Below are 19,497 nucleotides of genomic sequence, written 5' to 3' on the forward strand. Positions count from 1 at the left end.
TGGGCACTAGACTATATATTCAAAATAGATCTGAATAAATTATTTATTATTCTTTCCAGTTTTAACTGGGTTTTGGTAGCTTACTCCTCATCAAATCATCTGATTTAGGGGATTGTCATGCCAAGTAAACTCAAAGGCCTGGTTACCGGTCTTGCGCTAAGCGCTTCACTCTTTGCTCAGCCGGCGGTATCTGCCGACCGTGAACTGCTTAACACCTCCTATGACATCGCCCGAGAACTGTTTGCTGCCTACAACGTGCACTTCAACCAGTACTGGGAAGCAAAGACCGGTGAAACGCTGGAAGTCAGCCAGTCTCACGCAGGCTCCTCAAAGCAGGCGCAGGCAATCATTCAAGGCTTAAAGGCCGATGTAGCCACGTTCAACCAAGTTACTGATATCGATATCCTGCACGCCCGTGGTGGCCTGATTCCGGAGAACTGGGCTGAACGCCTACCCAACAACAGTTCGCCCTACTACTCCACCATGGCCTTTCTGGTGCGCAAAGGTAACCCGAAGAATATTCAGAACTGGGACGACCTGATTAAGGAAGACGTTGCCTTGGTTATGCCGAACCCGAAAACTTCAGGCAACGGCCGTTATACGTATCTGGCTGCCTTGGGTTATGCCCAAGACAGCTTTGGCAACGACCAGAAAAAAATAGACAGCTTCCTGCAAGACTTCCTTTCTCACGTGAAGGTATTCGACAGCGGCGGGCGCGGCGCAACCACTACGTTTATTGAGCGTGAAATTGGTGATGTGCTGCTGACGTTCGAGTCAGAAGTGCTCAACCTTGCCGATCGTTACGACAATGGGGAATATGAGGTGGTAACGCCGAAGGTAAGCTTTTTGGCAGAGTTCCCGGTTACCTGGATCGACGAATACGTGAAGCAGAACAAAACTGAAGATCTTGCAAAAGCCTATCTGGAGCACCTGTACAGTGAAGACGCTCAGCGCCTGCTGGCTGGATTCAACTACCGGGTTCATAACGAAACGGTAAAACAGGAAACGTCAGACCGCTTTCCTGAGGTAAAACTGCTGCCGATTGACGTTATTGCTGGCAGCTGGGAAAACGCCACCAAAGAACACTTTGCCAGTGGTGGCAAACTCGACCAACTACAACGTCGGCGATAATTCATGTCAACGGCTAATCAGGCCAGCGCTGTAATCCCACAGCGTTGGCCGAGGATCGGAAGCCGCAGCAAGCGGGTACTACCGGGGTTCGGTTTGAGCCTCGGTATTTCGCTTTTGTTTATCAGTCTGATTTTGATGCTGCCACTGACCGGGCTGGTGATGGAAGTATCCGCCATGAGCTTCGATCAGTTCTGGTTTGTGATCACCGACCCGAGGGTAGTCGCCTCTTACAAAGTTACCGCCCTTGCAGCACTGGCAGCCTCGTTATTTAACGGCCTCTTCGGATTGCTGCTGGCCTGGGTTCTGGTACGTTATGAGTTTCCCGGTAAGCGGCTGATCGATGCCGTAGTTGATTTGCCGTTTGCGCTGCCAACCGCAGTAGCCGGTATCGTTCTCGCTACCTTGTTTGCAGAAAACGGCTGGTATGGACAATGGCTGAGCAAATTGGGAATTGAAGTTGCCTTCACGCCGGTGGGCATAGTTGTGGCCATGGCGTTCACCAGCCTGCCCTTTGTGGTACGCACCGTTCAGCCGGTACTGGAGGAACTCGCCCCCGAAGATGAAGAAGCAGCCGTTAGCTTGGGAGCAAGCGATGCTTTGGTGTTTCGTCGAGTGATCTTCCCAGCCCTGTGGCCAGCTCTGTTAACTGGTGTGGCCTTATCGTTTACTCGCAGCCTTGGCGAGTTCGGTGCTGTTATCTTTATTGCGGGCAACATGCCTTACGTGAGCGAAGTAACCAGCCTGATGATTTTTGTCCGCCTGCAGGAATACGATTACGCCGCCGCCAGCGCCATAGCGTCTGTGGTTTTGTTGGTATCACTGGTGATGCTTTTCGCTATTACCCTGTGGCAGGCCAGATACCTTAAACGCATAGAGGGACGCTAATTCCATGAACGCCTCCCAATCTTCCCGACACCGCCGTGTTGGCGATAGCCCGGCAATAAAATGGCTTTTGATCGGAACGGCTGTTGCTGTCGCGATTGCTTTGTTGATCATGCCATTGCTGGTGATCTTTGTTGAAGCACTCGGAGCTGGCTGGGGTACTCTGGCAGATAATCTAACGGATCAGTACACACTGCACGCGATCGGCTTAACGCTGTTTGTGGCCGCTCTTACTGTTCCCCTCAACCTTGTCTTTGGCACTGCGCTGGCCTGGCTGGTAACACGTTTTCGGTTCCCCGGGCGCAAGCTGCTGATCACACTGATTGATATTCCGTTTGCAGTGTCGCCGGTTGTAGCTGGCTTACTATACCTGCTGCTATACGGCCGTAACGGTTGGGTGGGAAGCTGGCTTGCAGATCACGACGTGCAGCTGATGTTTTCCTGGCCCGGTATTGTAATGGTTACCGTATTTGTTACCTGCCCTTTCGTTGCACGCGAGCTAATACCACTCATGCAACAGCAAGGCAGTGAGGAAGAAGAAGCCGGAGTGGTGCTGGGCGCCTCCGGCTGGAGAATATTCCGTACCATCACACTGCCAAATATTAAATGGGCACTGATTTACGGCGTGGTACTCACTAACGCAAGAGCCGTAGGCGAGTTTGGCGCGGTATCGGTGGTGTCCGGAAATATCCGCGGGCAAACCAACACGCTCCCCCTGCACGTTGAGCTCTTGTATCAGGATTACAATATTGTTGGCGCGTTTGCGAGCGCCTCGCTACTGGCCGGCATCGCTGTATTTACGCTGGCTGTTAAAGGTTTCGTGGAATGGCGGCAGACACGCACTCTGAACCGTCTGCAAACAGAGGAGACAGCTTAATGACTATCACGGTTGATGGCATCAACAAGCGTTTTGGACAATTTCAGGCGCTGAACAACGTCTCCTTGAATATTCCAGAAGGAAAACTGACCGCGTTACTGGGGCCATCCGGTTCCGGAAAAACAACGTTACTGCGTATTATTGCGGGCCTCGAATCAGCCGATAGCGGGCGAGTCGCCTTTTCCGGCAAGGATGTAACCAAACTGCATGTACGCGATCGCAACATTGGTTTCGTATTCCAGCATTACGCCCTGTTTCGTCACATGACCGTTGCCCAAAACATTGCTTTTGGCTTGGAATCACTGCCACGTAAACAGCGTCCGCCCAAGGCGGAGATTCAGAAACGCGTCAGCGAACTATTGGACATGATCCAGTTGCCACATCGGGCACAGCGTTTCCCTGCCCAGCTATCCGGTGGTCAAAAGCAGCGTGTGGCCCTTGCCCGCTCTATTGCTACTCGGCCGAAAATCCTGCTTCTGGATGAGCCTTTCGGTGCTCTGGATGCCAAGGTGCGTAAAGACCTAAGGCGCTGGCTGCGTAATTTGCACGATGAGTTTCACTTCACCAGCATCTTTGTGACCCACGATCAGGAAGAGGCTCTGGAGCTGTCCGATCAAGTAGTCGTAATGAGTCAGGGCAATGTGGAACAGGTGAATGAGCCGACCGAGCTTTACGCCCGCCCCGATAGCCGTTTCGTGTTTAATTTCCTCGGGCAGGTGAATGTTCTATCTGGCGAGGTCAAACATGGGAGCTTAAGTCAGGGCAATGCCCGGGTGACGTTACCGGGCATTCAGCATCAAGGTAGCGCCCAGCTTTACTTGCGGCCACACGAAGTGCGCTTGGCCACAGTGCCGGCCGAACATGCGAATCTACCGTTACGCATCGAAGCTGTTAGCCTAATCGGCTCCGAAGTACGGGTTGAGCTGCGCCCGGAAGGCTGGACTAGCGAAGGCTCAGATGACATTTGGGAAGTCGGCATCAGCCACGCGGAATTTAACGACCAGCGCCCGACCCGTGGCGACCTGCGTTACGCCGTACCAGAAGTCGGGCACCTGTTTACCGGAAAGGACACCCAGCCGGAAACGGTTAGTTGGGCCGAAGCAAAATCATTCCCCAGAGTTCGCCTAATTAACTGAGTGCGACTATGCAAAGTTTGTGAATACACTGCCAGCAGACTCATTTGCCCCTCCCATGTTCTGCTGACAGCTCTGGCAGAATATGAGAGGGGCAGAATGTTAGGGGCAACGCCTTAAAACTCACAAGTTTATTTTGAATTGGCCAACAGCGTCAACAACTTGCTGGGCTCCAGCCCGCATTTCATTCATTACCTGCCCTGCCTCATTTGAAAAAGTGAGCGCCTGACCGGTTTTCTCCTGACTGCTTGCAATTAACGCCACTGCCTCTTCCGTCAGTTTTTTATTCTCAGAAACCACCTTGACGATTTCTTCAGTCGCCGAACTTGTTCGCGATGCAAGCTGCCGCACTTCATCTGCAACCACCGCAAACCCACGCCCTTGATCACCCGCTCGCGCTGCTTCGATAGCGGCATTCAGGGCAAGAAGATTGGTCTGATCGGCAATACCTCGAATACTCTCCACCAGTTCGAACACTTTGGCAGATTGATGATCCAAGGCGGCGATCCCCTTGCTAGCCTCTTCCATCTGCGCCGATAACTCATTCATGGTTCGAACAGTCGACTCAATAACAGCGAGACCGGCAGAAGCGTCCTCACCGGTTTTTCTGGAAATATCGCTGGCTACCTCGGCGGTATTCATAACCTCCTGATCACGGGTCACCTGCTCTGTTATTACAGTTGCAAATTTCACAACCTTGTAGAGTTCTCCTGAGTCGTCATGCACAGGATTGTATGTGGCCTCCAGCCATATATCGTTGCCTCTGCTATCCAGACGCTTGAATCTACCGGAGACAAATTCACCTGATGCAAGGGTTTTCCAAAAATTCGCATAACTTTGCGAGCTTACCTCCTCCGGCTCGCAGAAGATCCGGTGATGCTTGCCCACGACCTGACTTCTGCTGTAATGGACACTACTCAAAAAGTTGTCATTTGCGTTAAGTATTATGCCGTCCAGACTGAACTCGATAATACCCAGAGAGCGGTTCAGGGCAGCAAGTAAATCCTCTTGCTCGCGGGACTTGGAGATAGTTTGAGTCAGTTCCTTGGAATAGCACACCAGCTCCGTTTTCTGACTGCCTGTGGATTGTCTGGGCTGCATAATAGTGCGGTACCAGCCCGAGCGACCGTCCTTGTGCACAAGCTGTAGCGCACCCTGCCAGGATTTCTTCCCATCAATAGCCGCAAACATTTGCTTGCAGTGCGCCTTATCCCGGGATTTGTCGAACACGAAGGGTTCGAAACTCTCGCCAGTCAATTCCCGCTCTGTATAGCCAGTAGACTGCAAAAAATGATCATTTACCTCTACAAACCTTCCTGCCGCGTCCAGCGAGAAAAAGATCATCTCGGCTCGCAGTTCCCTTTGGATGTCATGGTAGGCTTTTAATTCCTCCTCTAAAGACTCGATTCGGGTCTGCAATTTATGACGGCCAAAAAACATCTATTATTCCTCAAGGTTGGACCCGACCTCGAATCCAATACAGTTTGTATATAGGCCTCGTTAACGGCGGTCAGGGGCGTTTCTTTAACGCGTGGGCCATATACGAAACCCAGAGCAATTTGAATCAATTCGTCATCATTAGCCAACCTGTTACCATGCTAGAAAATCCACTGAAAAGAGATGAACCATGCTGGATACGAACACTTTTTATATTAATGGCAAGTGGGTAACGCCAGAAGGATCCCAAACACTGGATATCATCAACCCATCCGATGAAGCCGGGTTCTCAACGATAGCTCTGGGGTCGCAGGCGGATACAGACAGCGCAGTCGCTGCTGCGAAAAAAGCCTTTCCAAAATGGTCTGCCACAAGCAAAGAGCAGCGCGTCGAGTTGCTGGAGCGCTTGTTTGAAACTTACAAAGCCCGGGCAGAAGAGATGGCCCAAACCACCAGCCAAGAGATGGGCGCGCCTATAGATCTTGCGCGAAGCGCTCAGGTTGGCGCTGGCGCCGCTCACCTCAAGAATACGATCCGCGCGCTAAAGTCGTTCGAATTTGAGCACCCCCTTGGCGAGCACGCGCCAGACAACATCATTCTGCATGAGCCTGTTGGCGTGTGTGCCTTGATTACGCCTTGGAACTGGCCGATGAATCAGGTAATGCTGAAGGTAGCTCCCGCTTTGGCCACAGGCTGCACAGTGGTTCTCAAGCCGTCGGAAATTTCGCCACTATCAGCCATGCTCTTAGCCGACATGATTGACAGTACAGGCTTCCCACCGGGTGTTTTCAACCTTGTGAATGGCGACGGCGCCGGTGTCGGCTCCCAACTTTCTGAGCATCCTGACGTTGATCTAGTCAGCTTCACCGGCTCAACCCGCGCCGGCAAAGCCATCACCATTGCAGCAGCCGATACTGTGAAGCGGGTAGGTTTGGAACTGGGCGGCAAGGGTGCCAATATTATTTTTGCAGATGCCGATGAAAAAGCAGTTACCCGTGGTGTGCGCCACTGTTTTGCCAACTCGGGCCAGTCCTGCAACGCGCCCACACGAATGCTGGTAGAAAAATCTCTATATAAGCAGGCGGTTGATACCGCTGCAATGATCGCGGGCAAAACCGATGTAGGATTGGCGAGTGCAGAAGGTCGCCATATCGGGCCTGTCGTGTCCCAGCAACAGTTTCAGAAGGTTCAGGCCCTAATCAAAAAGGGTATAGAGGAAGGTGCCTCGCTAGTGGCTGGCGGTGAAGGCAGGCCAGAAGGCCTTGAAAAGGGCTACTTCGTGAAGCCAACCGTTTTTGCAGACGTAACGCCCGCTATGACCATCTGGAGTGAGGAAATTTTCGGTCCGGTACTCGCTATCACACCTTTTGAAACCGAAGAAGAGGCCGTAGAACTGGCAAACGATACGCTTTACGGGCTTACCAATTACATTCAGACTTCCGATAAAGAAAGAGCTCGCAGAGTCGCACGTCAGGTCAGATCCGGCATGGTGGAAATCAATGGAAAATCCGGCTCGGCAGGCTTCCCGTTCGGCGGCATGAAACAGTCAGGTAATGGCAGCCGTGAAGGAGGCGTTTGGGGGCTGGAAGAGTTTCTGGAGGTCAAATCCGTCACTGACTGGTAACACTTGCACAAAGGTTGATTGAAGCTCAGCTATTGTCCCGGAGTTTTGAAACTGCCTCCGGGGCAATAGCTCTAAGAGCCTATTAGTTCAATTTTGCCCCGCGCCAATCGCACCCTGCTCTTTCGTTCAAGCTCTTTCAGCAACCGGCTGACAACTTCGCGGGCAGTTCCCAGCTCAACAGCCAACTCTTGGTGTGTGATGTGTATTGGGCTCCGACGGGCCTGCAGCCACTCTTCAAGCCGTTCATCCATACGACGAAATGCCACTTCTTCCACCAACAACATCAAGTCGTCCAATCGGCGCCCGTAGGATTCCATGATTCCGAGCCTAAAGGCGGCAGACTGATCCATTAGCCGATCAAACAACCCCCGAGGCACCATAGCCGCTTCGGACTCTTCTTCTACAACAGCCTCTGCCCTATAACCGTAGCCCGTCATCAAGCAACCAATAGAGAGGGTACAAATATCATCAGCACCCATGCGGTAAAGCACAATGCTGTTTCCGGAAACGCCTGTCATCTGGACCTTTACCGCACCGCTAAGCATCAGCGGCAAGCCCTGACAGTGCTCTCCCGCTTGAAACAAAACCTTACCCGGCGGAAACCTCATAATCCTAATGCTTTCAAGAGCTTCCTTTTGAAGCTCCCTGGGCAAAGTCTCCAGAATACTGTGATCAAGCATGAGTTTTTCCGTGGAGTTTTGATATAGACGAGATCAGTGTGACTTTATCACTGAACTGTCTCTCTGTGGGATCTAAAGTAAGAATCCTAGGATTCCTAGTAAGCCTCATGCAACACAGGAGAATGGACTATGAGCATTAATATGGGTTCTGCTGATCGGATTATTCGCGCTATTGTAGGCATCGTACTGCTAGCGTTGGTGTTCGTAGGGCCGCAAACACCTTGGGGCTGGATTGGTATTGTGCCGCTAGCTACCGCACTGATGGGTAACTGCCCTGCGTATTCATTGCTGGGCATTAAAACCTGCAAAAAGCAGTAGTTTAAAGATCCCACAAAAAAGCCGAAGTGATGGGGAATCGCTCCGGCTTTTTTATAGCAGTACGCAGCTTATTTGGCGGGTGCGTTGAGCACTTCCAACACCTCTTCCAGCTCGGTAATCATTTGCCGGATCAACTGCTTATAGTGCGTGGTATCGTCTTTTACTTCATGACTGCTGAGTTTTTGCTTGGCACCACCAATGGTATACCCCTGCTCGTAAAGCAGGCTGCGTATCTGGCGGATGGTAATCACATCGGCTCGCTGATAATACCGGCGATTACCCCGGCGCTTGACCGGTGACAGCTGAGGAAACTCTTGCTCCCAATAGCGCAATACATGTGCTTTTACTGCACACAGGTCCGCTACCTCACCAATCGTGAAGTAGCGCTTCCCTGGTATCGCGGGGAGTTCATTGTTATGACTGGGTTCCAACATACGCTTCTACTTTCTGTTTCAGTTTCTGGCCCGGACGAAACGTAACGACACGTCGTGCGCTTATCGGAATTTCTTCACCCGTTTTTGGGTTTCGGCCAGGACGTTGTTTTTTATCCCGCAGATCGAAATTACCAAAACCCGAGAGTTTTACCTGCTCGTTGTGGCTGAGTGCGCCTCTGATCTCATCGAAAAAAGCTTCCACCATTTCCTTGGCTTCGCGTTTGTTCAGGCCCAATTCCTCGTACAAGCGCTCTGCCATTTCCGCTTTCGTCAAAGCCGACATGTCTCAACTCCTCAGTGTTGCTCCCAACTCTTCTTTCAGTGCCTCGATGACACCGTTAAAGAGCGAATGCACTTCATCTTCATTCAACGTGCGTTCAGGATGCTGCCAGAACAGACTTAATGCCAGACTCCGGTTGCCCTCGCCTAGACTCTCTCCCTCGTAGACATCAAACGCACGCAACGCTGTCAGCTGCTCGCCTGCGTGTTTTCGTGTTACACGCTCTACGTCGGCAAACGCGACATCACCACCGATAATGATCGCCAAATCCCGCCGAACTTCAGGAAATTTCGAAATTTCTTTGAAATTAGGCACATATCCGGTAATGATCGAATTCAAGGATAGCTCAAACATCAGAATGGTGCCATTAAGTTCAAGATTTTTCTGAACCTGTGGGTGCAGTGTGCCCAACCACCCTACATGTTCGCCATCCCGAAGAAGCTCAGCCGTTTGTCCCGGGTGTAAAGCCGGGTGCTGACTGGCGATAAAATCGATTTGCACGCCAAGCAAACTAAAAAGACCTTCCAATTCACCTTTTACATCAAAAAAATCGGCAGTTCTGCGACCGTTCACCCAATTTTCAGGGTATTGGTTGCCGACTACCACACCTGCCAACATCTGCTGCTGATCAATACGCTGATCATCCTGCAAAAAACGCAAACCCGTCTCAAATAGGCGGATGCGTGGTTGCTGACGGTTTTGGTTGTGAGCAACCGTTTTCAGCAAGCCGCTCCAAAGGCTTGTGCGCATCACAGACAAATCTGACGAAATAGGGTTCGCCAATGCTATGCCTTCACGCTCCGGATCCACTTGCGTCTGTACCTTAGGATCAACAAAGCTGTAGGTGACCGCTTCCTGATAGCCATGGGAGACAAAATAATTTTGAATGGCCGATACGGGGCGAGTTGCTTCCTCGTTTACCCGCAACCCAAGCGAGCCTGTAGGCTCTGTGACAGGGAGGTTGTTATAGCCATAGATACGGCCGACTTCTTCAATTAGGTCTTCTTCGATGGAAATGTCTGGGCGGAAGCTGGGCACCTGAATTCGCCAGCCATCTTTCAGAAGCTTATCAACACGCAAACCTAGTCGGGTGAGAATCTCTTCCACCGTGGTGCGGTTTATTTCCAGACCTAGAACATCCGAGAGACGCCTTGATCGCAGATCAATTTGGTGTTGTTTCGGCAGATTGTCGGCACTGGCAACTTCGACAATTTCACCGGGCTCTCCACCCACGATATCCATGAGAAGCCGGGTTGCCCTCTCCATGGCTTCACGGGCGAGCTCATAGTCCACACCACGCTCAAATCGGTGTGAAGCATCTGTATGCAAGCCATAGTGGCGAGCCTTGCCAGCAAGGGTAATCGGGTCGAAATAGGCAGATTCAAGCACCAGATCACGGGTTTTCGGGCTCACACCTGAATGCTCACCACCCATAACACCAGCAATGGCAATGGGCTTTTCGTGATCAGCAATTACCAGCGTCTGATCGGTCAATTCCACTTCCTGTCCGTCCAACAACACCAGCTTTTCAGCGGGGCGTGCCATGCGCACAACAATACCCGTGCTGATCTGATCGCGATCAAACGCGTGCATTGGCTGGCCTTGTTCGAGCATCACATAGTTGGTTACATCCACAGCTGCATCAATCGAACGTACGCCGGAACGGCGAAGCTTTTCCTGCATCCACAAAGGTGTTTCAGCCTGAAGATTAACGTTGCGAAGAATTCGGCCCAGATACCGGGGGCAGCCTTCAGGCGCATCCACACGAATATCCGGCACTTCCGAGTGTACAGCTTCAACCGGCTCAATCTGCGGCGCTTCCGGAACCAAACTATTCAGCACAGATACTTCGCGGGCAATGCCTTTAATGGAGAGGCAATCGCTGCGGTTAGGCGTCAGGTCTACGTCGATGGCTATGTCGTTCAACTTGAGATAGTTGCCCAGTTCTGTGCCAACCGGCGCGTCAGAAGGTAGCTCCATCAGGCCTTCATGACTATCAGACAAGCCCACTTCAGACTCGGAGCACAGCATGCCTTCAGAAGGCTGGCCGCGCAGTTTAGCTTTCCGAATTTTGAAATCACCGGGCAATACAGCACCAACCACAGCAAACGGAACTTTCAAGCCTTGGCGCACATTAGGTGCACCACAGACAACCTGAACCACTTTGTTGCCGTCACTAACCTGACACACCCGCAACTTATCGGCGTCTGGGTGGGGCTCAACAGACTGAACCTCGCCAACCACAACGCCTTGAAACTTACCGGCCACAGGCTCAAAGCCGTCGACTTCCAGCCCTGCCATTGTAATTTGATCCATCAACTCCTGAGAGCTGATTTCCGGGTTTACCCACTCGCGCAGCCACTGCTCACTGAATTTCATGGTTATTGCCTTGTCCTGATGCGGTTTTGACTATTGGTTCGGATGCCGTATAACGTCGAATTAGCGGAATTGGCGTAGAAAGCGCAAGTCGTTCTCGAAAAACATACGCAAATCATTTACGCCATAACGGAGCATAGCCATGCGTTCGACACCCAAGCCGAATGCAAAGCCACGATATTCCTCGGCATCAATACCGCAATGTTCAAATACTTTCGGATGCACCATGCCGCAACCCATGATTTCCAGCCACTTTATGCTGCCATCGGCTTCGCGGCCCCATTCAATATCTACCTCGGCAGAGGGCTCGGTAAACGGGAAATAGGACGGCCGGAAACGAACCTGAAGATCACGTTCAAAAAACACTCGAAGAAACTCTTCAACTGTGCTTTTCAAATCCGCAAAGCTGACATTTTTCTCAACCAACAACCCTTCAACCTGATGAAACATAGGGGTGTGCGTCATGTCGGAATCACAGCGATATACTCGCCCGGGGCAAATCATGCGGAACGGCGGCTTGCCAGCTTCCATGGTGCGAATCTGTACCGGAGAAGTATGAGTACGCAACACGGTTCCGGGGTTGAAGTAGAACGTATCGTGCATCGCCCGAGCGGGGTGGTGATCAGGAATATTGAGTGCTTCAAAGTTGTGATAGTCATCCTCGATCTCCGGTCCCTGCTCTACGGTATAACCGGCACGGGAAAAAAACTCCTCGATACGCTGCAGAGTGCGGGTGACCGGATGCAGTCCTCCCAGATCTTGACCACGACCGGGCAGACTCACATCAATGGATTCACTAGCAAGCTTTTGCTCAATAGCAACGCGCTCAAGCTCACTGCGCTTGGCATTAATCGCTTGCTCAACCTGCCCTTTTGCCTCATTGATCTTCTGGCCGGCCGCGGGGCGCTCTTCGGCAGAAAGTTTACCTAGAGTTTTTGCTTGCTGGGTAATAACGCCTTTCTTACCAAGATACTCCACACGAATGTGATCAAGCGCCTGCAAGCTGTCGGCTTTTTCTACTGCCGTCAAGCCGTCCTGAACCAATTGCTCCAGGTTTTCCATTGACCCTGCTCCAAACCAGAAATGAGGATTTCCAAAAAAGAAATCTTGAAACAAAAATAGGGGAAGAGCGCGCCCTTCCCCTATTAAACGGTGCCTGTTGCGCGAATAGATTGACGCATGACACCGGTTCGATTCGTAATCGATGAAAGAGCTAAGCGATCAAAGAGACGCTTTAGCCTTCTCAACAACAGCGGCAAACGCCTGCTGTTCGTTCATGGCCAGATCAGCCAGAACCTTACGGTCGATTTCAACGTTTGCCTTTTTCAGGCCAGCAATCAAGCGGCTGTAAGACAAGCCATTGGCCCGGGCGCCAGCGTTAATACGAGCGATCCACAATGCACGGAAGGCACGCTTGCGGTTACGACGGTCGCGATATGCGTATTGACCGGCTTTGATAACCGCTTGCTTGGCAACGCGGAATACACGGCTACGAGCTCCGTAGTAACCCTTGGCCTGCTTTAAAATCTTCTTATGACGACGACGTGCGACCACGCCACGTTTAACACGAGCCATACTATAATCCTTCTACCTTAAAACCGTTGTGAGTGTATTGCTAGGTTATTGACCGAGCATACGCTTTACGGATGCCACATCAGATTTGGCAACCAATGAAGTACCACGCAGCTGACGCTTACGCTTTGGGGTCTTCTTGGTCAGGATGTGACTGGTGAAGGCTGACTTGTGCTTGAAGCCGGAAGCAGTTTTTTTGAACCGCTTGGCCGCTCCACTCTTCGTTTTCATTTTAGACATTTTTTAAAACTCCGCATTCTGTTTTTTTAACTACATAAATGGGAACCTGAACGACAAAACCCCCGCCTATGCTACGGCAGGGGATTCATCATTGAATCAAGTTCACTTCTTTTTGCGGGGAGCCACAATCATGGTCATTTGCCGGCCTTCCATTTTCGGCCGCATTTCGACCTGAGCCAGCGCCTCAATATCTGCTTCAATTCGTTCCATGAGTTTCATACCAATTTCTTGGTGTGCCATCTCACGGCCACGGAAGCGGATAGTGATTTTGCCGCGGTCCCCGCCTTCAAGGAAACGTACCAGGTTGCGTAGTTTTACCTGATAATCCCCTTCTTCAGTTCCTGGTCGGAACTTAAGCTCTTTGACTTGCGTCTGTTTTTGCTTTTTCTTGGCAGCAGCCTTCGCCTTTTTCTCGTCGAAGACCTTTTTGCCATAGTCCATTATTTTACAGACGATCGGATCGGAATCTGTAACCTGTACCAGATCCAGAGTCGCCTCCTCTGCCATTCTGAGGGCTTCTGCGATCGGAACTACCCCTACCTGAGTGCCTTCGGCATCAATCAGGCGGACTTCAGTTGCATCAATATTCTCATTGATCGGCGCCTTTGGAGTACGCCCACCCCGATTCGTTCGCTGTTTAATAGTTAAATCTCCGTCTTGATTCTGCCCTTGCGCTCAACATCTTCTTTCAGAAGTTGTTCAAACGCTTCGAGCGATAGAGTTCCCAAATCTTCACCTTTGCGGGTTCTCACCGCAACGGCGTTGTTCTCGACCTCTTTATCACCGACAACGGCAAGAAAGGGAACTTTGTTAATAGTATGCTCGCGGATTTTAAAGCCGATCTTCTCGTTTCTCAAGTCAGCATTAACCCTAAAACCTAAAGAATCCAACTTTTTCGCGAGATTCTGACAATAATCACGCTGATTATCGGTGATATTGAGAATTGCGATCTGAGTCGGGGCAAGCCATGCAGGGAAAGCGCCCTCGTACTCTTCAATCAATATGCCAATAAACCGCTCGAAAGACCCGAGTACGGCGCGATGTAGCATAACCGGTGTTTTACGCTCGGAATTATCAGCAACATACTGGGCGCCCAGACGACCAGGCATCGAAAAATCTACCTGAATAGTGCCACACTGCCACACCCTTCCGATACTGTCCTTGAGCGAAAATTCAATTTTCGGTCCATAAAACGCGCCTTCGCCCGGCAATAGTTCCCAATCTACACCTTCACGATTCAGCGCTTCTTCCAAAGCAGCTTCTGCTTTATCCCATACCTCGTCTGAACCTACACGTTTTTCCGGGCGAGTGGATAGCTTGTACAAAATTTGATCAAACCCAAAATCTTCATAAACTTCGTGGAGAAGCTCGATGAACTTTGAAACTTCCGGCTGAACAGCGTCTTCTTCACAGAAAATATGGGCATCATCTTGGGTAAACCCACGCACTCGCATCAAACCGTGCAAGGCGCCAGATGCTTCATTGCGGTGGCAAGAGCCAAACTCCGCAAGGCGCAGAGGTAGATCCTTATAGCTTTTCAGCCCCTGATTAAACACTTGGATATGACAAGGGCAGTTCATCGGCTTAATAGCAAAATCGTGCTTTTCGGATTCCGTGGTAAACATATCATCACGGAACTTGTCCCAATGGCCGGATTTCTCCCACAGGCTGCGGGATACCACCTGCGGCGTTTTGATTTCCTTGTACCCGTGACGGTGCAGCATGTCGCGCATATACTGCTCAATTTGCTGATAGACAGTCCAACCATCAGGATGCCAAAAAACCATGCCTGGGGACTCTTCCTGCATGTGGAAAAGGTCTAGTTTTTTCCCGAGTTTCCGGTGGTCACGCTTTTCTGCTTCTTCCAAGCGGTGCAAGTAGGCCTTGAGGTCTTTTTTGTTGCCCCAGGCGGTGCCATAAACCCGCTGTAACTGCTCATTACTGGTATCGCCGCGCCAGAATGCGCCGGAAACCTTAGTTAGCTTGAATGCTTTTAGCTTGCCGGTACTGGGCACATGAGGGCCACGGCAAAGATCGATAAAATCGCCCTGACGGTAGAAAGACAGATCTTCATCGCCCGGAATATCTTCGATAATGCGAACTTTGTATTCCTCACCCATCTCGTCAAAAAGCTTTATCGCTTCGCTGCGGGAAAGCACCGAACGGGATACGGGGATATCCTGCTTTGCGAGCTCTTCCATACGCTTTTCAATTCGGGCCAAATCCTCATTGGTAAAAGGCCGGTCAAATTTGAAATCGTAGTAAAACCCGTTATCAATAACTGGACCGATGGTCACCTGAGCAGCAGGGAACAGCTCTTTGACTGCCATGGCCAACAGGTGGGCCGTTGAGTGGCGAATAACGTCGACACCGTCTTCATCACGCTCCGTGATAATAGCCAGCTCGGCATCTTGCTCAATCCTGTAGCTGGTATCTACAAGCGTACCATCCACTTTTCCGGCAAGAGCTGCTTTGGCAAGGCCAGCACCAATATCGGCGGCAACATCATGAACGGTAACGGATTCTGCGAAACTACGGTGACTGCCATCCGGCAGAGTTATGACGGGCATGAAAGACTCCTGATTGATTACTCAGCGGTGATCTATACGAGAGATCACATGGTGACGGCATTCCGCGATACAAACCGCGAGCCGTTTCGAGGCGCAGTTTAACAGAAAAAACCCCGGCAGGTTAATGCCGGGGTTTGTTTAGAGCCTTACTTAGCAATTTACATATTTTGCCTACCGGTTATCGGGAACAAAAGCTGGCCGCTCCCCCTCACCGGCCCTGCGCCGCAACTGCAAAAAAGCCAGAGTCCCAAGTAGGAGAAGTGCGGGAATGAACATCAGCTCTTTCGGGGGGCGCGGATTTGCCACTTGCACGGTATCAATAGTCCAACCAAAGCTAAGCCCGGCCTTTTCCGCATCGCTACCGAAATTAACAAACTCTACGTTCATCACTTCACCAGCCGTCGACACTTCCAATCCGGCGGCAGCCAATCGCTCCTCTGGTGTGTCTCCCTTCGGAAGCGGCAGTTTCATAAACTTAGAAACATCATCACCAGACAGCGACATGCCCGAAGCCTGAAGGATAATGGGTTGATCTGCGGCAACCTCGTCAACATGCTGCATCAGTTCAGCACCGGGGCGTTCGTTAGTGGGAGGATAGATTTCATCCCACCAGAAACCCGGGCGAAACAGGGTGAAAGTAATCAACAGGAGGCCGATGGTTTCCCACCAACGGGTTTTGGTAAACCAGAACCCCTGAGTAGCTGCAGAGAACACCAACATTGCCGTGACCGCGCTGAATACGGTTACCAGCAAATCGAACCAGCCGGTCAAACCGATCAGCAACAACTGAGTATTGAAGATGAACATGAACGGCAAAATGGCGGTTCGAATGTCGTAGGTGAAGCCCTGAATACCCGTTCGTATCGGGTCTGCCCCCGAAATCGCTGCCGCTGCATAGGCGGCGAGCCCCACCGGCGGCGTGTCATCGGCGAGTATACCGAAGTAAAACACGAACAAGTGCACAGCAATTAGTGGAACCAGCAGACCGTTTTCTGCGCCCAAGGTAACGATAACCGGCGCCATCAAGGTGGAGACCACGATGTAGTTGGCGGTGGTGGGTAGGCCCATTCCGAGTATCAGGCTAATAAGGGCCGTGAAGGCCAACATCAGCAGCAGATTACCACCGGAGATGAACTCCACGAACTGCGTCATCACCAGCCCTATGCCGGTTAGCGTGACGGTGCCGACCACAATACCTGCAGTCGCCGTCGCTACACCGATACCCACCATGTTGCGGGCGCCGGTAACGAGCGACAGCATCAGGTCTGAACTGCCCTGCTTCAGACCGTCCAGATAATTACCGCTATCTTTAAAGAAGGCTTTAAGCGGACGCTGGGTGATGATGATAAACACCATAAACACGGTAGCCCAGAAAGCCGACAGCTGCGGCGAAAAACGCTCCACGGTCAGGCACCAAACCAGCACGACCACGGGCAACAGGAAATACAGCCCGGTCTTTACCGTTGGCCCCACTGGTGGCAACTTATCCATAAGTGAGTCAGCCGCATCTTCCTCCAAATCGGGGAAACGTGAACCGTAGCCCACAAGGCCAACGTAGATCGCAACCAGTAGAGGCGCCAGTATCCACATGGCCGCGCTACCGAAAACATCCTTCATCCAGCCGACACCGTAATAAACTGCCAGAGTCAAAATACTCAGCCCGAGCAACATCATCACCCAAACGAGCATGCGCTGAGCCAAAGTAGGTTTATTCAGGCGCTCAACGCCCTTCATGTTCATCTTGCAGGCTTCCAGATGAACAATGTAGATAAGCGCAACATAGGAAATCATCGCTGGCAAAATGGCATGCTTGATAACTTCCAGATAAGAAATACCCACGTATTCAACCATCAGAAACGCTGCAGCGCCCATAATGGGAGGCGTCAGTTGGCCGTTGGTAGACGCCGCCACTTCCACAGCACCGGCTTTCGTAGCAGGAAACCCGACCTTTTTCATGAGCGGGATAGTAAAGGTGCCCGTTGTCACCACGTTAGCGATAGACGAACCAGAAATTACACCACTAAGGCCACTGGCAACTACGGCTGCCTTGGCGGGGCCACCGCGCATGTGACCTAGCATGGCGTAGGCCACTTTAATAAAGTAGTTTCCGGCACCGGCACGTTCGAGTAAGGCGCCAAATAATACAAACAGGAAAACAAAACTGGTTGATACACCCAGAGCGACGCCGAAAACACCTTCCGTACCCAACCATTGGTGCGATGCCAACTTATTGAGGCTTGCCCCTTTGTGGGAGATCACATCTGGCATATAAGGTCCGGCCAGAGAGTAGATAATGAATACGCCTGCAACAATCGTGAGGGGTAGACCCAGCGCTCGACGTGTAGCCTCCAAAAGCAAAACAAGCCCCGCCATCGCGACCACTAGGTCTTGCATATTGGGAGAACCGGGACGGTTTGCCAACTGATCGTAGAAAACGTACAAATAGGAGGCGGTAAAAGCTGCCGCAAGTGCTAACAGCCAATCGTAAACGGGCACCTTGTTAACATGCCTACCCTTAATCATGGGGAACGCAGCAAAGGCCAGAAACGAGGCGAATGCGAGGTGAATAGAGCGCGACTCCGTAGAGTTAAGCACGCCAAATTCGAAAATATAAGGTAGTGGTGATGCTATCCAAAGCTGGAAAAGAGACCAGAGCAAAGGAACAACAAAAAGAATGATAGCCGCAGATCCGGTTGCAGCTCTTCCACCGGATTCGGTTTGAAGAAACTCCTCGACCTTCTGCTTATCGATGCTATCCCCGGCTTTCGGCTCGCCATTGGTCATAGCAGAATCCTGTTAGAGGGAAACGGTAGGTAAATTATAGCTGCGGGCGAGGTGCCCGCAGCCACTCCAACTGCTAGAGACCGAATTAATCGATCAAACCAGCTTCTTTGTAGTACTTAGCTGCACCTGGGTGCAACGGCGCACTCAAAGCATCGGATACCATTTCTTCCTTCTTCAGGTTTGCGAAGGCTGGGTGCAAACGCTTGAAGCTGTCAAAGTTCTCAAACACCGCCTTAACCACTTCGTACACAACGTCTTCAGGTACGTCGGTAGACGATACAAACGTCGCGGCCACACCAAAGGTAGTTACGTCGTTGTCAGAGCCACGGTACATCCCACCTGGAATCACAGCTTTCCGGTAGTAAGGGTTGTCATCGATCAGTTTTTTGGCTGAGTCGTTGTACACGTTAACCAGAGTGCTGTCGCAGGATGTGGTCGCTTCTTTGATAGCACCGGAGGGGTGGCCAACAGTGTAGAAGAAGGCATCAATGTTGCCATCACACAGCGCCTGAGATTGCTCAGCAGCCTTTAGTTCGGCCGCCAAGGAGAACTTATCCATGGTCCAACCCATTTCGTCCATTAGCACTTCCGCTGTGGCACGCTGGCCAGAACCCGGGTTGCCTACCGAAACCCGCTTACCAGCGAGGTCTTCAAAGTTCTTGATGCCCGAGCCTTTGCTGGCCACTACGGTAAATGGCTCTGGGTGCAGGGAGAAGACCGCACGCAAATCTTTGTTTGGACCATCTTCTTTGAACTTACTGGTGCCGTTGTAGGCATGGTACTGCCAATCTGACTGGGCGACCGCGAGATCCAACTCGTTCTGGCTGATCGCATTCAGGTTGTATACGGAACCGCCCGTACTCTCAACCGAGCAACGAATGCCGTGCTCTTTACGGTCCATATTCACCAAGCGACAAATAGCACCACCTGCAGGATAGTAAACACCGGTAACACCACCGGTTCCGATCGTAACAAAGCGTTGCTCTTGTGCGGAAACCGCAGTAGAGGCAGCACCCAAAGTAACAGCCGCAGCAACTGCAAATGCGGAGGCTTTAAGTTTCAGTGTCATGTAATCATTCCTTATTTTTAATCGTTGTAATCAACTGCCCGCCTGAGTACACGGGCAAGCATTGTGCTCACAATAGAACATAGACCACTT

General features: G+C 51.4%; 18 protein-coding genes. 6 read left to right on the plus strand and 12 right to left on the minus strand.

Features of this window, described 5'->3' with window-relative positions; genetic code table 11:
• Window positions 1–117: 117 nt before the first annotated feature.
• From cysP to KO508_RS11440, 4 genes are read left to right on the plus strand one after another with little or no spacing between them, the layout of a single operon-like run.
• Complete coding sequence (gene cysP / locus KO508_RS11425; RefSeq protein WP_216008440.1) at window positions 118–1,131, plus strand: thiosulfate ABC transporter substrate-binding protein CysP; 1,014 nt, start codon at window positions 118–120, stop codon at window positions 1,129–1,131.
• A gap of 3 nt (window positions 1,132–1,134) precedes the next feature.
• Entirely contained in the window at window positions 1,135–2,016 is an 882-nt protein-coding gene (gene cysT, locus KO508_RS11430) for a sulfate/thiosulfate ABC transporter permease CysT (protein WP_216008441.1), read from the plus strand.
• Between the two features lie 4 nt (window positions 2,017–2,020).
• On the plus strand, window positions 2,021–2,890 hold the full coding sequence (cysW, locus tag KO508_RS11435) for a sulfate ABC transporter permease subunit CysW (RefSeq protein ID WP_216008442.1): 870 nt from the start codon (window positions 2,021–2,023) through the stop codon (window positions 2,888–2,890).
• A complete protein-coding gene (locus KO508_RS11440) occupies window positions 2,890–4,026 on the plus strand; it encodes a sulfate/molybdate ABC transporter ATP-binding protein (RefSeq protein ID WP_216008443.1) in 1,137 nt (378 codons plus the stop codon). The genes cysW and KO508_RS11440 overlap by 1 nt, the downstream gene beginning before the upstream one ends.
• Before the next feature lie 120 nt (window positions 4,027–4,146).
• Here KO508_RS11440 and KO508_RS11445 read toward each other — a convergent pair whose 3' ends face one another.
• Complete coding sequence (locus tag KO508_RS11445) at window positions 4,147–5,463, minus strand: methyl-accepting chemotaxis protein (RefSeq protein ID WP_216008444.1); 1,317 nt, start codon at window positions 5,461–5,463, stop codon at window positions 4,147–4,149.
• A 187-nt stretch (window positions 5,464–5,650) separates the two neighbouring features.
• On the opposite strand from KO508_RS11445, the gene KO508_RS11450 reads away from it, so the two are divergent.
• Complete coding sequence (locus KO508_RS11450; protein WP_216008445.1) at window positions 5,651–7,084, plus strand: aldehyde dehydrogenase family protein; 1,434 nt, start codon at window positions 5,651–5,653, stop codon at window positions 7,082–7,084.
• Window positions 7,085–7,155: 71 nt separating this feature from the next.
• On the opposite strand, the gene KO508_RS11455 is transcribed toward KO508_RS11450, so the two are convergent.
• Window positions 7,156–7,764: a Crp/Fnr family transcriptional regulator gene (locus tag KO508_RS11455; protein ID WP_216008446.1), complete on the minus strand. Its 609-nt coding sequence runs from the start codon at window positions 7,762–7,764 to the stop codon at window positions 7,156–7,158.
• A 129-nt stretch (window positions 7,765–7,893) separates the two neighbouring features.
• Between KO508_RS11455 and KO508_RS11460 the strand changes: the two genes are divergently transcribed.
• Window positions 7,894–8,082 carry a YgaP family membrane protein gene (locus KO508_RS11460; RefSeq protein WP_216008447.1) on the plus strand — a complete coding sequence of 63 codons (189 nt, stop codon included), beginning with the start codon at window positions 7,894–7,896 and terminating at the stop codon, window positions 8,080–8,082.
• A 68-nt stretch (window positions 8,083–8,150) separates the two neighbouring features.
• Here KO508_RS11460 and KO508_RS11465 read toward each other — a convergent pair whose 3' ends face one another.
• The 10 genes from KO508_RS11465 to KO508_RS11510 all read right to left on the minus strand — a co-directional run bounded on the left by KO508_RS11465 (window position 8,151) and on the right by KO508_RS11510 (window position 19,407).
• Entirely contained in the window at window positions 8,151–8,516 is a 366-nt protein-coding gene (locus KO508_RS11465) for a MerR family transcriptional regulator (RefSeq protein ID WP_216008448.1), read from the minus strand.
• Window positions 8,497–8,799: an integration host factor subunit alpha gene (ihfA, locus tag KO508_RS11470; RefSeq protein ID WP_216008449.1), complete on the minus strand. Its 303-nt coding sequence runs from the start codon at window positions 8,797–8,799 to the stop codon at window positions 8,497–8,499. Before ihfA ends, KO508_RS11465 begins: the two co-directional genes overlap by 20 nt.
• 3 nt (window positions 8,800–8,802) lie before the next feature.
• On the minus strand, window positions 8,803–11,175 hold the full coding sequence (gene pheT / locus KO508_RS11475) for a phenylalanine--tRNA ligase subunit beta (RefSeq protein WP_216008450.1): 2,373 nt from the start codon (window positions 11,173–11,175) through the stop codon (window positions 8,803–8,805).
• Window positions 11,176–11,235: 60 nt separating this feature from the next.
• Complete coding sequence (gene pheS / locus KO508_RS11480) at window positions 11,236–12,234, minus strand: phenylalanine--tRNA ligase subunit alpha (protein WP_216008451.1); 999 nt, start codon at window positions 12,232–12,234, stop codon at window positions 11,236–11,238.
• A gap of 159 nt (window positions 12,235–12,393) precedes the next feature.
• On the minus strand, window positions 12,394–12,747 hold the full coding sequence (gene rplT, locus KO508_RS11485) for a 50S ribosomal protein L20 (protein WP_022989373.1): 354 nt from the start codon (window positions 12,745–12,747) through the stop codon (window positions 12,394–12,396).
• A 45-nt stretch (window positions 12,748–12,792) separates the two neighbouring features.
• Window positions 12,793–12,984 carry a 50S ribosomal protein L35 gene (gene rpmI, locus KO508_RS11490; RefSeq protein ID WP_216008452.1) on the minus strand — a complete coding sequence of 64 codons (192 nt, stop codon included), beginning with the start codon at window positions 12,982–12,984 and terminating at the stop codon, window positions 12,793–12,795.
• A gap of 102 nt (window positions 12,985–13,086) precedes the next feature.
• Window positions 13,087–13,626, minus strand: coding sequence for a translation initiation factor IF-3 (gene infC / locus KO508_RS11495; protein WP_200365932.1), 540 nt, complete (start codon window positions 13,624–13,626; stop codon window positions 13,087–13,089).
• 2 nt (window positions 13,627–13,628) lie between these two features.
• Window positions 13,629–15,554 carry a threonine--tRNA ligase gene (gene thrS / locus KO508_RS11500; protein ID WP_216008453.1) on the minus strand — a complete coding sequence of 642 codons (1,926 nt, stop codon included), beginning with the start codon at window positions 15,552–15,554 and terminating at the stop codon, window positions 13,629–13,631.
• 171 nt (window positions 15,555–15,725) lie between these two features.
• On the minus strand, window positions 15,726–18,338 hold the full coding sequence (locus tag KO508_RS11505; RefSeq protein ID WP_216008454.1) for a TRAP transporter permease: 2,613 nt from the start codon (window positions 18,336–18,338) through the stop codon (window positions 15,726–15,728).
• 85 nt (window positions 18,339–18,423) lie between these two features.
• Complete coding sequence (locus KO508_RS11510) at window positions 18,424–19,407, minus strand: TAXI family TRAP transporter solute-binding subunit (RefSeq protein ID WP_216008455.1); 984 nt, start codon at window positions 19,405–19,407, stop codon at window positions 18,424–18,426.
• Window positions 19,408–19,497 lie beyond the last annotated feature (90 nt).

Source organism: Marinobacter salexigens (assembly GCF_018860765.1).
Classification (GTDB): Bacteria; Pseudomonadota; Gammaproteobacteria; order Pseudomonadales; family Oleiphilaceae; genus Marinobacter; species Marinobacter salexigens_A.

Excerpts from the sequence above, each read along its gene's own strand:
- cysP (WP_216008440.1), top strand. The coding sequence starts at position 118 with ATGCCAAGTAAACTCAAAGGCCTGGTTACCGGTCTTGCGCTAAGCGCT.
- cysT (WP_216008441.1), top strand. The coding sequence starts at position 1,135 with ATGTCAACGGCTAATCAGGCCAGCGCTGTAATCCCACAGCGTTGGCCG.
- cysW (WP_216008442.1), top strand. The coding sequence starts at position 2,021 with ATGAACGCCTCCCAATCTTCCCGACACCGCCGTGTTGGCGATAGCCCG.
- KO508_RS11440 (WP_216008443.1), top strand. The coding sequence starts at position 2,890 with ATGACTATCACGGTTGATGGCATCAACAAGCGTTTTGGACAATTTCAG.
- KO508_RS11445 (WP_216008444.1), bottom strand. The coding sequence starts at position 5,463 with ATGTTTTTTGGCCGTCATAAATTGCAGACCCGAATCGAGTCTTTAGAG.
- KO508_RS11450 (WP_216008445.1), top strand. The coding sequence starts at position 5,651 with ATGCTGGATACGAACACTTTTTATATTAATGGCAAGTGGGTAACGCCA.
- KO508_RS11455 (WP_216008446.1), bottom strand. The coding sequence starts at position 7,764 with ATGCTTGATCACAGTATTCTGGAGACTTTGCCCAGGGAGCTTCAAAAG.
- KO508_RS11460 (WP_216008447.1), top strand. The coding sequence starts at position 7,894 with ATGAGCATTAATATGGGTTCTGCTGATCGGATTATTCGCGCTATTGTA.
- KO508_RS11465 (WP_216008448.1), bottom strand. The coding sequence starts at position 8,516 with ATGTTGGAACCCAGTCATAACAATGAACTCCCCGCGATACCAGGGAAG.
- ihfA (WP_216008449.1), bottom strand. The coding sequence starts at position 8,799 with ATGTCGGCTTTGACGAAAGCGGAAATGGCAGAGCGCTTGTACGAGGAA.
- pheT (WP_216008450.1), bottom strand. The coding sequence starts at position 11,175 with ATGAAATTCAGTGAGCAGTGGCTGCGCGAGTGGGTAAACCCGGAAATC.
- pheS (WP_216008451.1), bottom strand. The coding sequence starts at position 12,234 with ATGGAAAACCTGGAGCAATTGGTTCAGGACGGCTTGACGGCAGTAGAA.
- rplT (WP_022989373.1), bottom strand. The coding sequence starts at position 12,747 with ATGGCTCGTGTTAAACGTGGCGTGGTCGCACGTCGTCGTCATAAGAAG.
- rpmI (WP_216008452.1), bottom strand. The coding sequence starts at position 12,984 with ATGTCTAAAATGAAAACGAAGAGTGGAGCGGCCAAGCGGTTCAAAAAA.
- thrS (WP_216008453.1), bottom strand. The coding sequence starts at position 15,554 with ATGCCCGTCATAACTCTGCCGGATGGCAGTCACCGTAGTTTCGCAGAA.
- KO508_RS11505 (WP_216008454.1), bottom strand. The coding sequence starts at position 18,338 with ATGACCAATGGCGAGCCGAAAGCCGGGGATAGCATCGATAAGCAGAAG.
- KO508_RS11510 (WP_216008455.1), bottom strand. The coding sequence starts at position 19,407 with ATGACACTGAAACTTAAAGCCTCCGCATTTGCAGTTGCTGCGGCTGTT.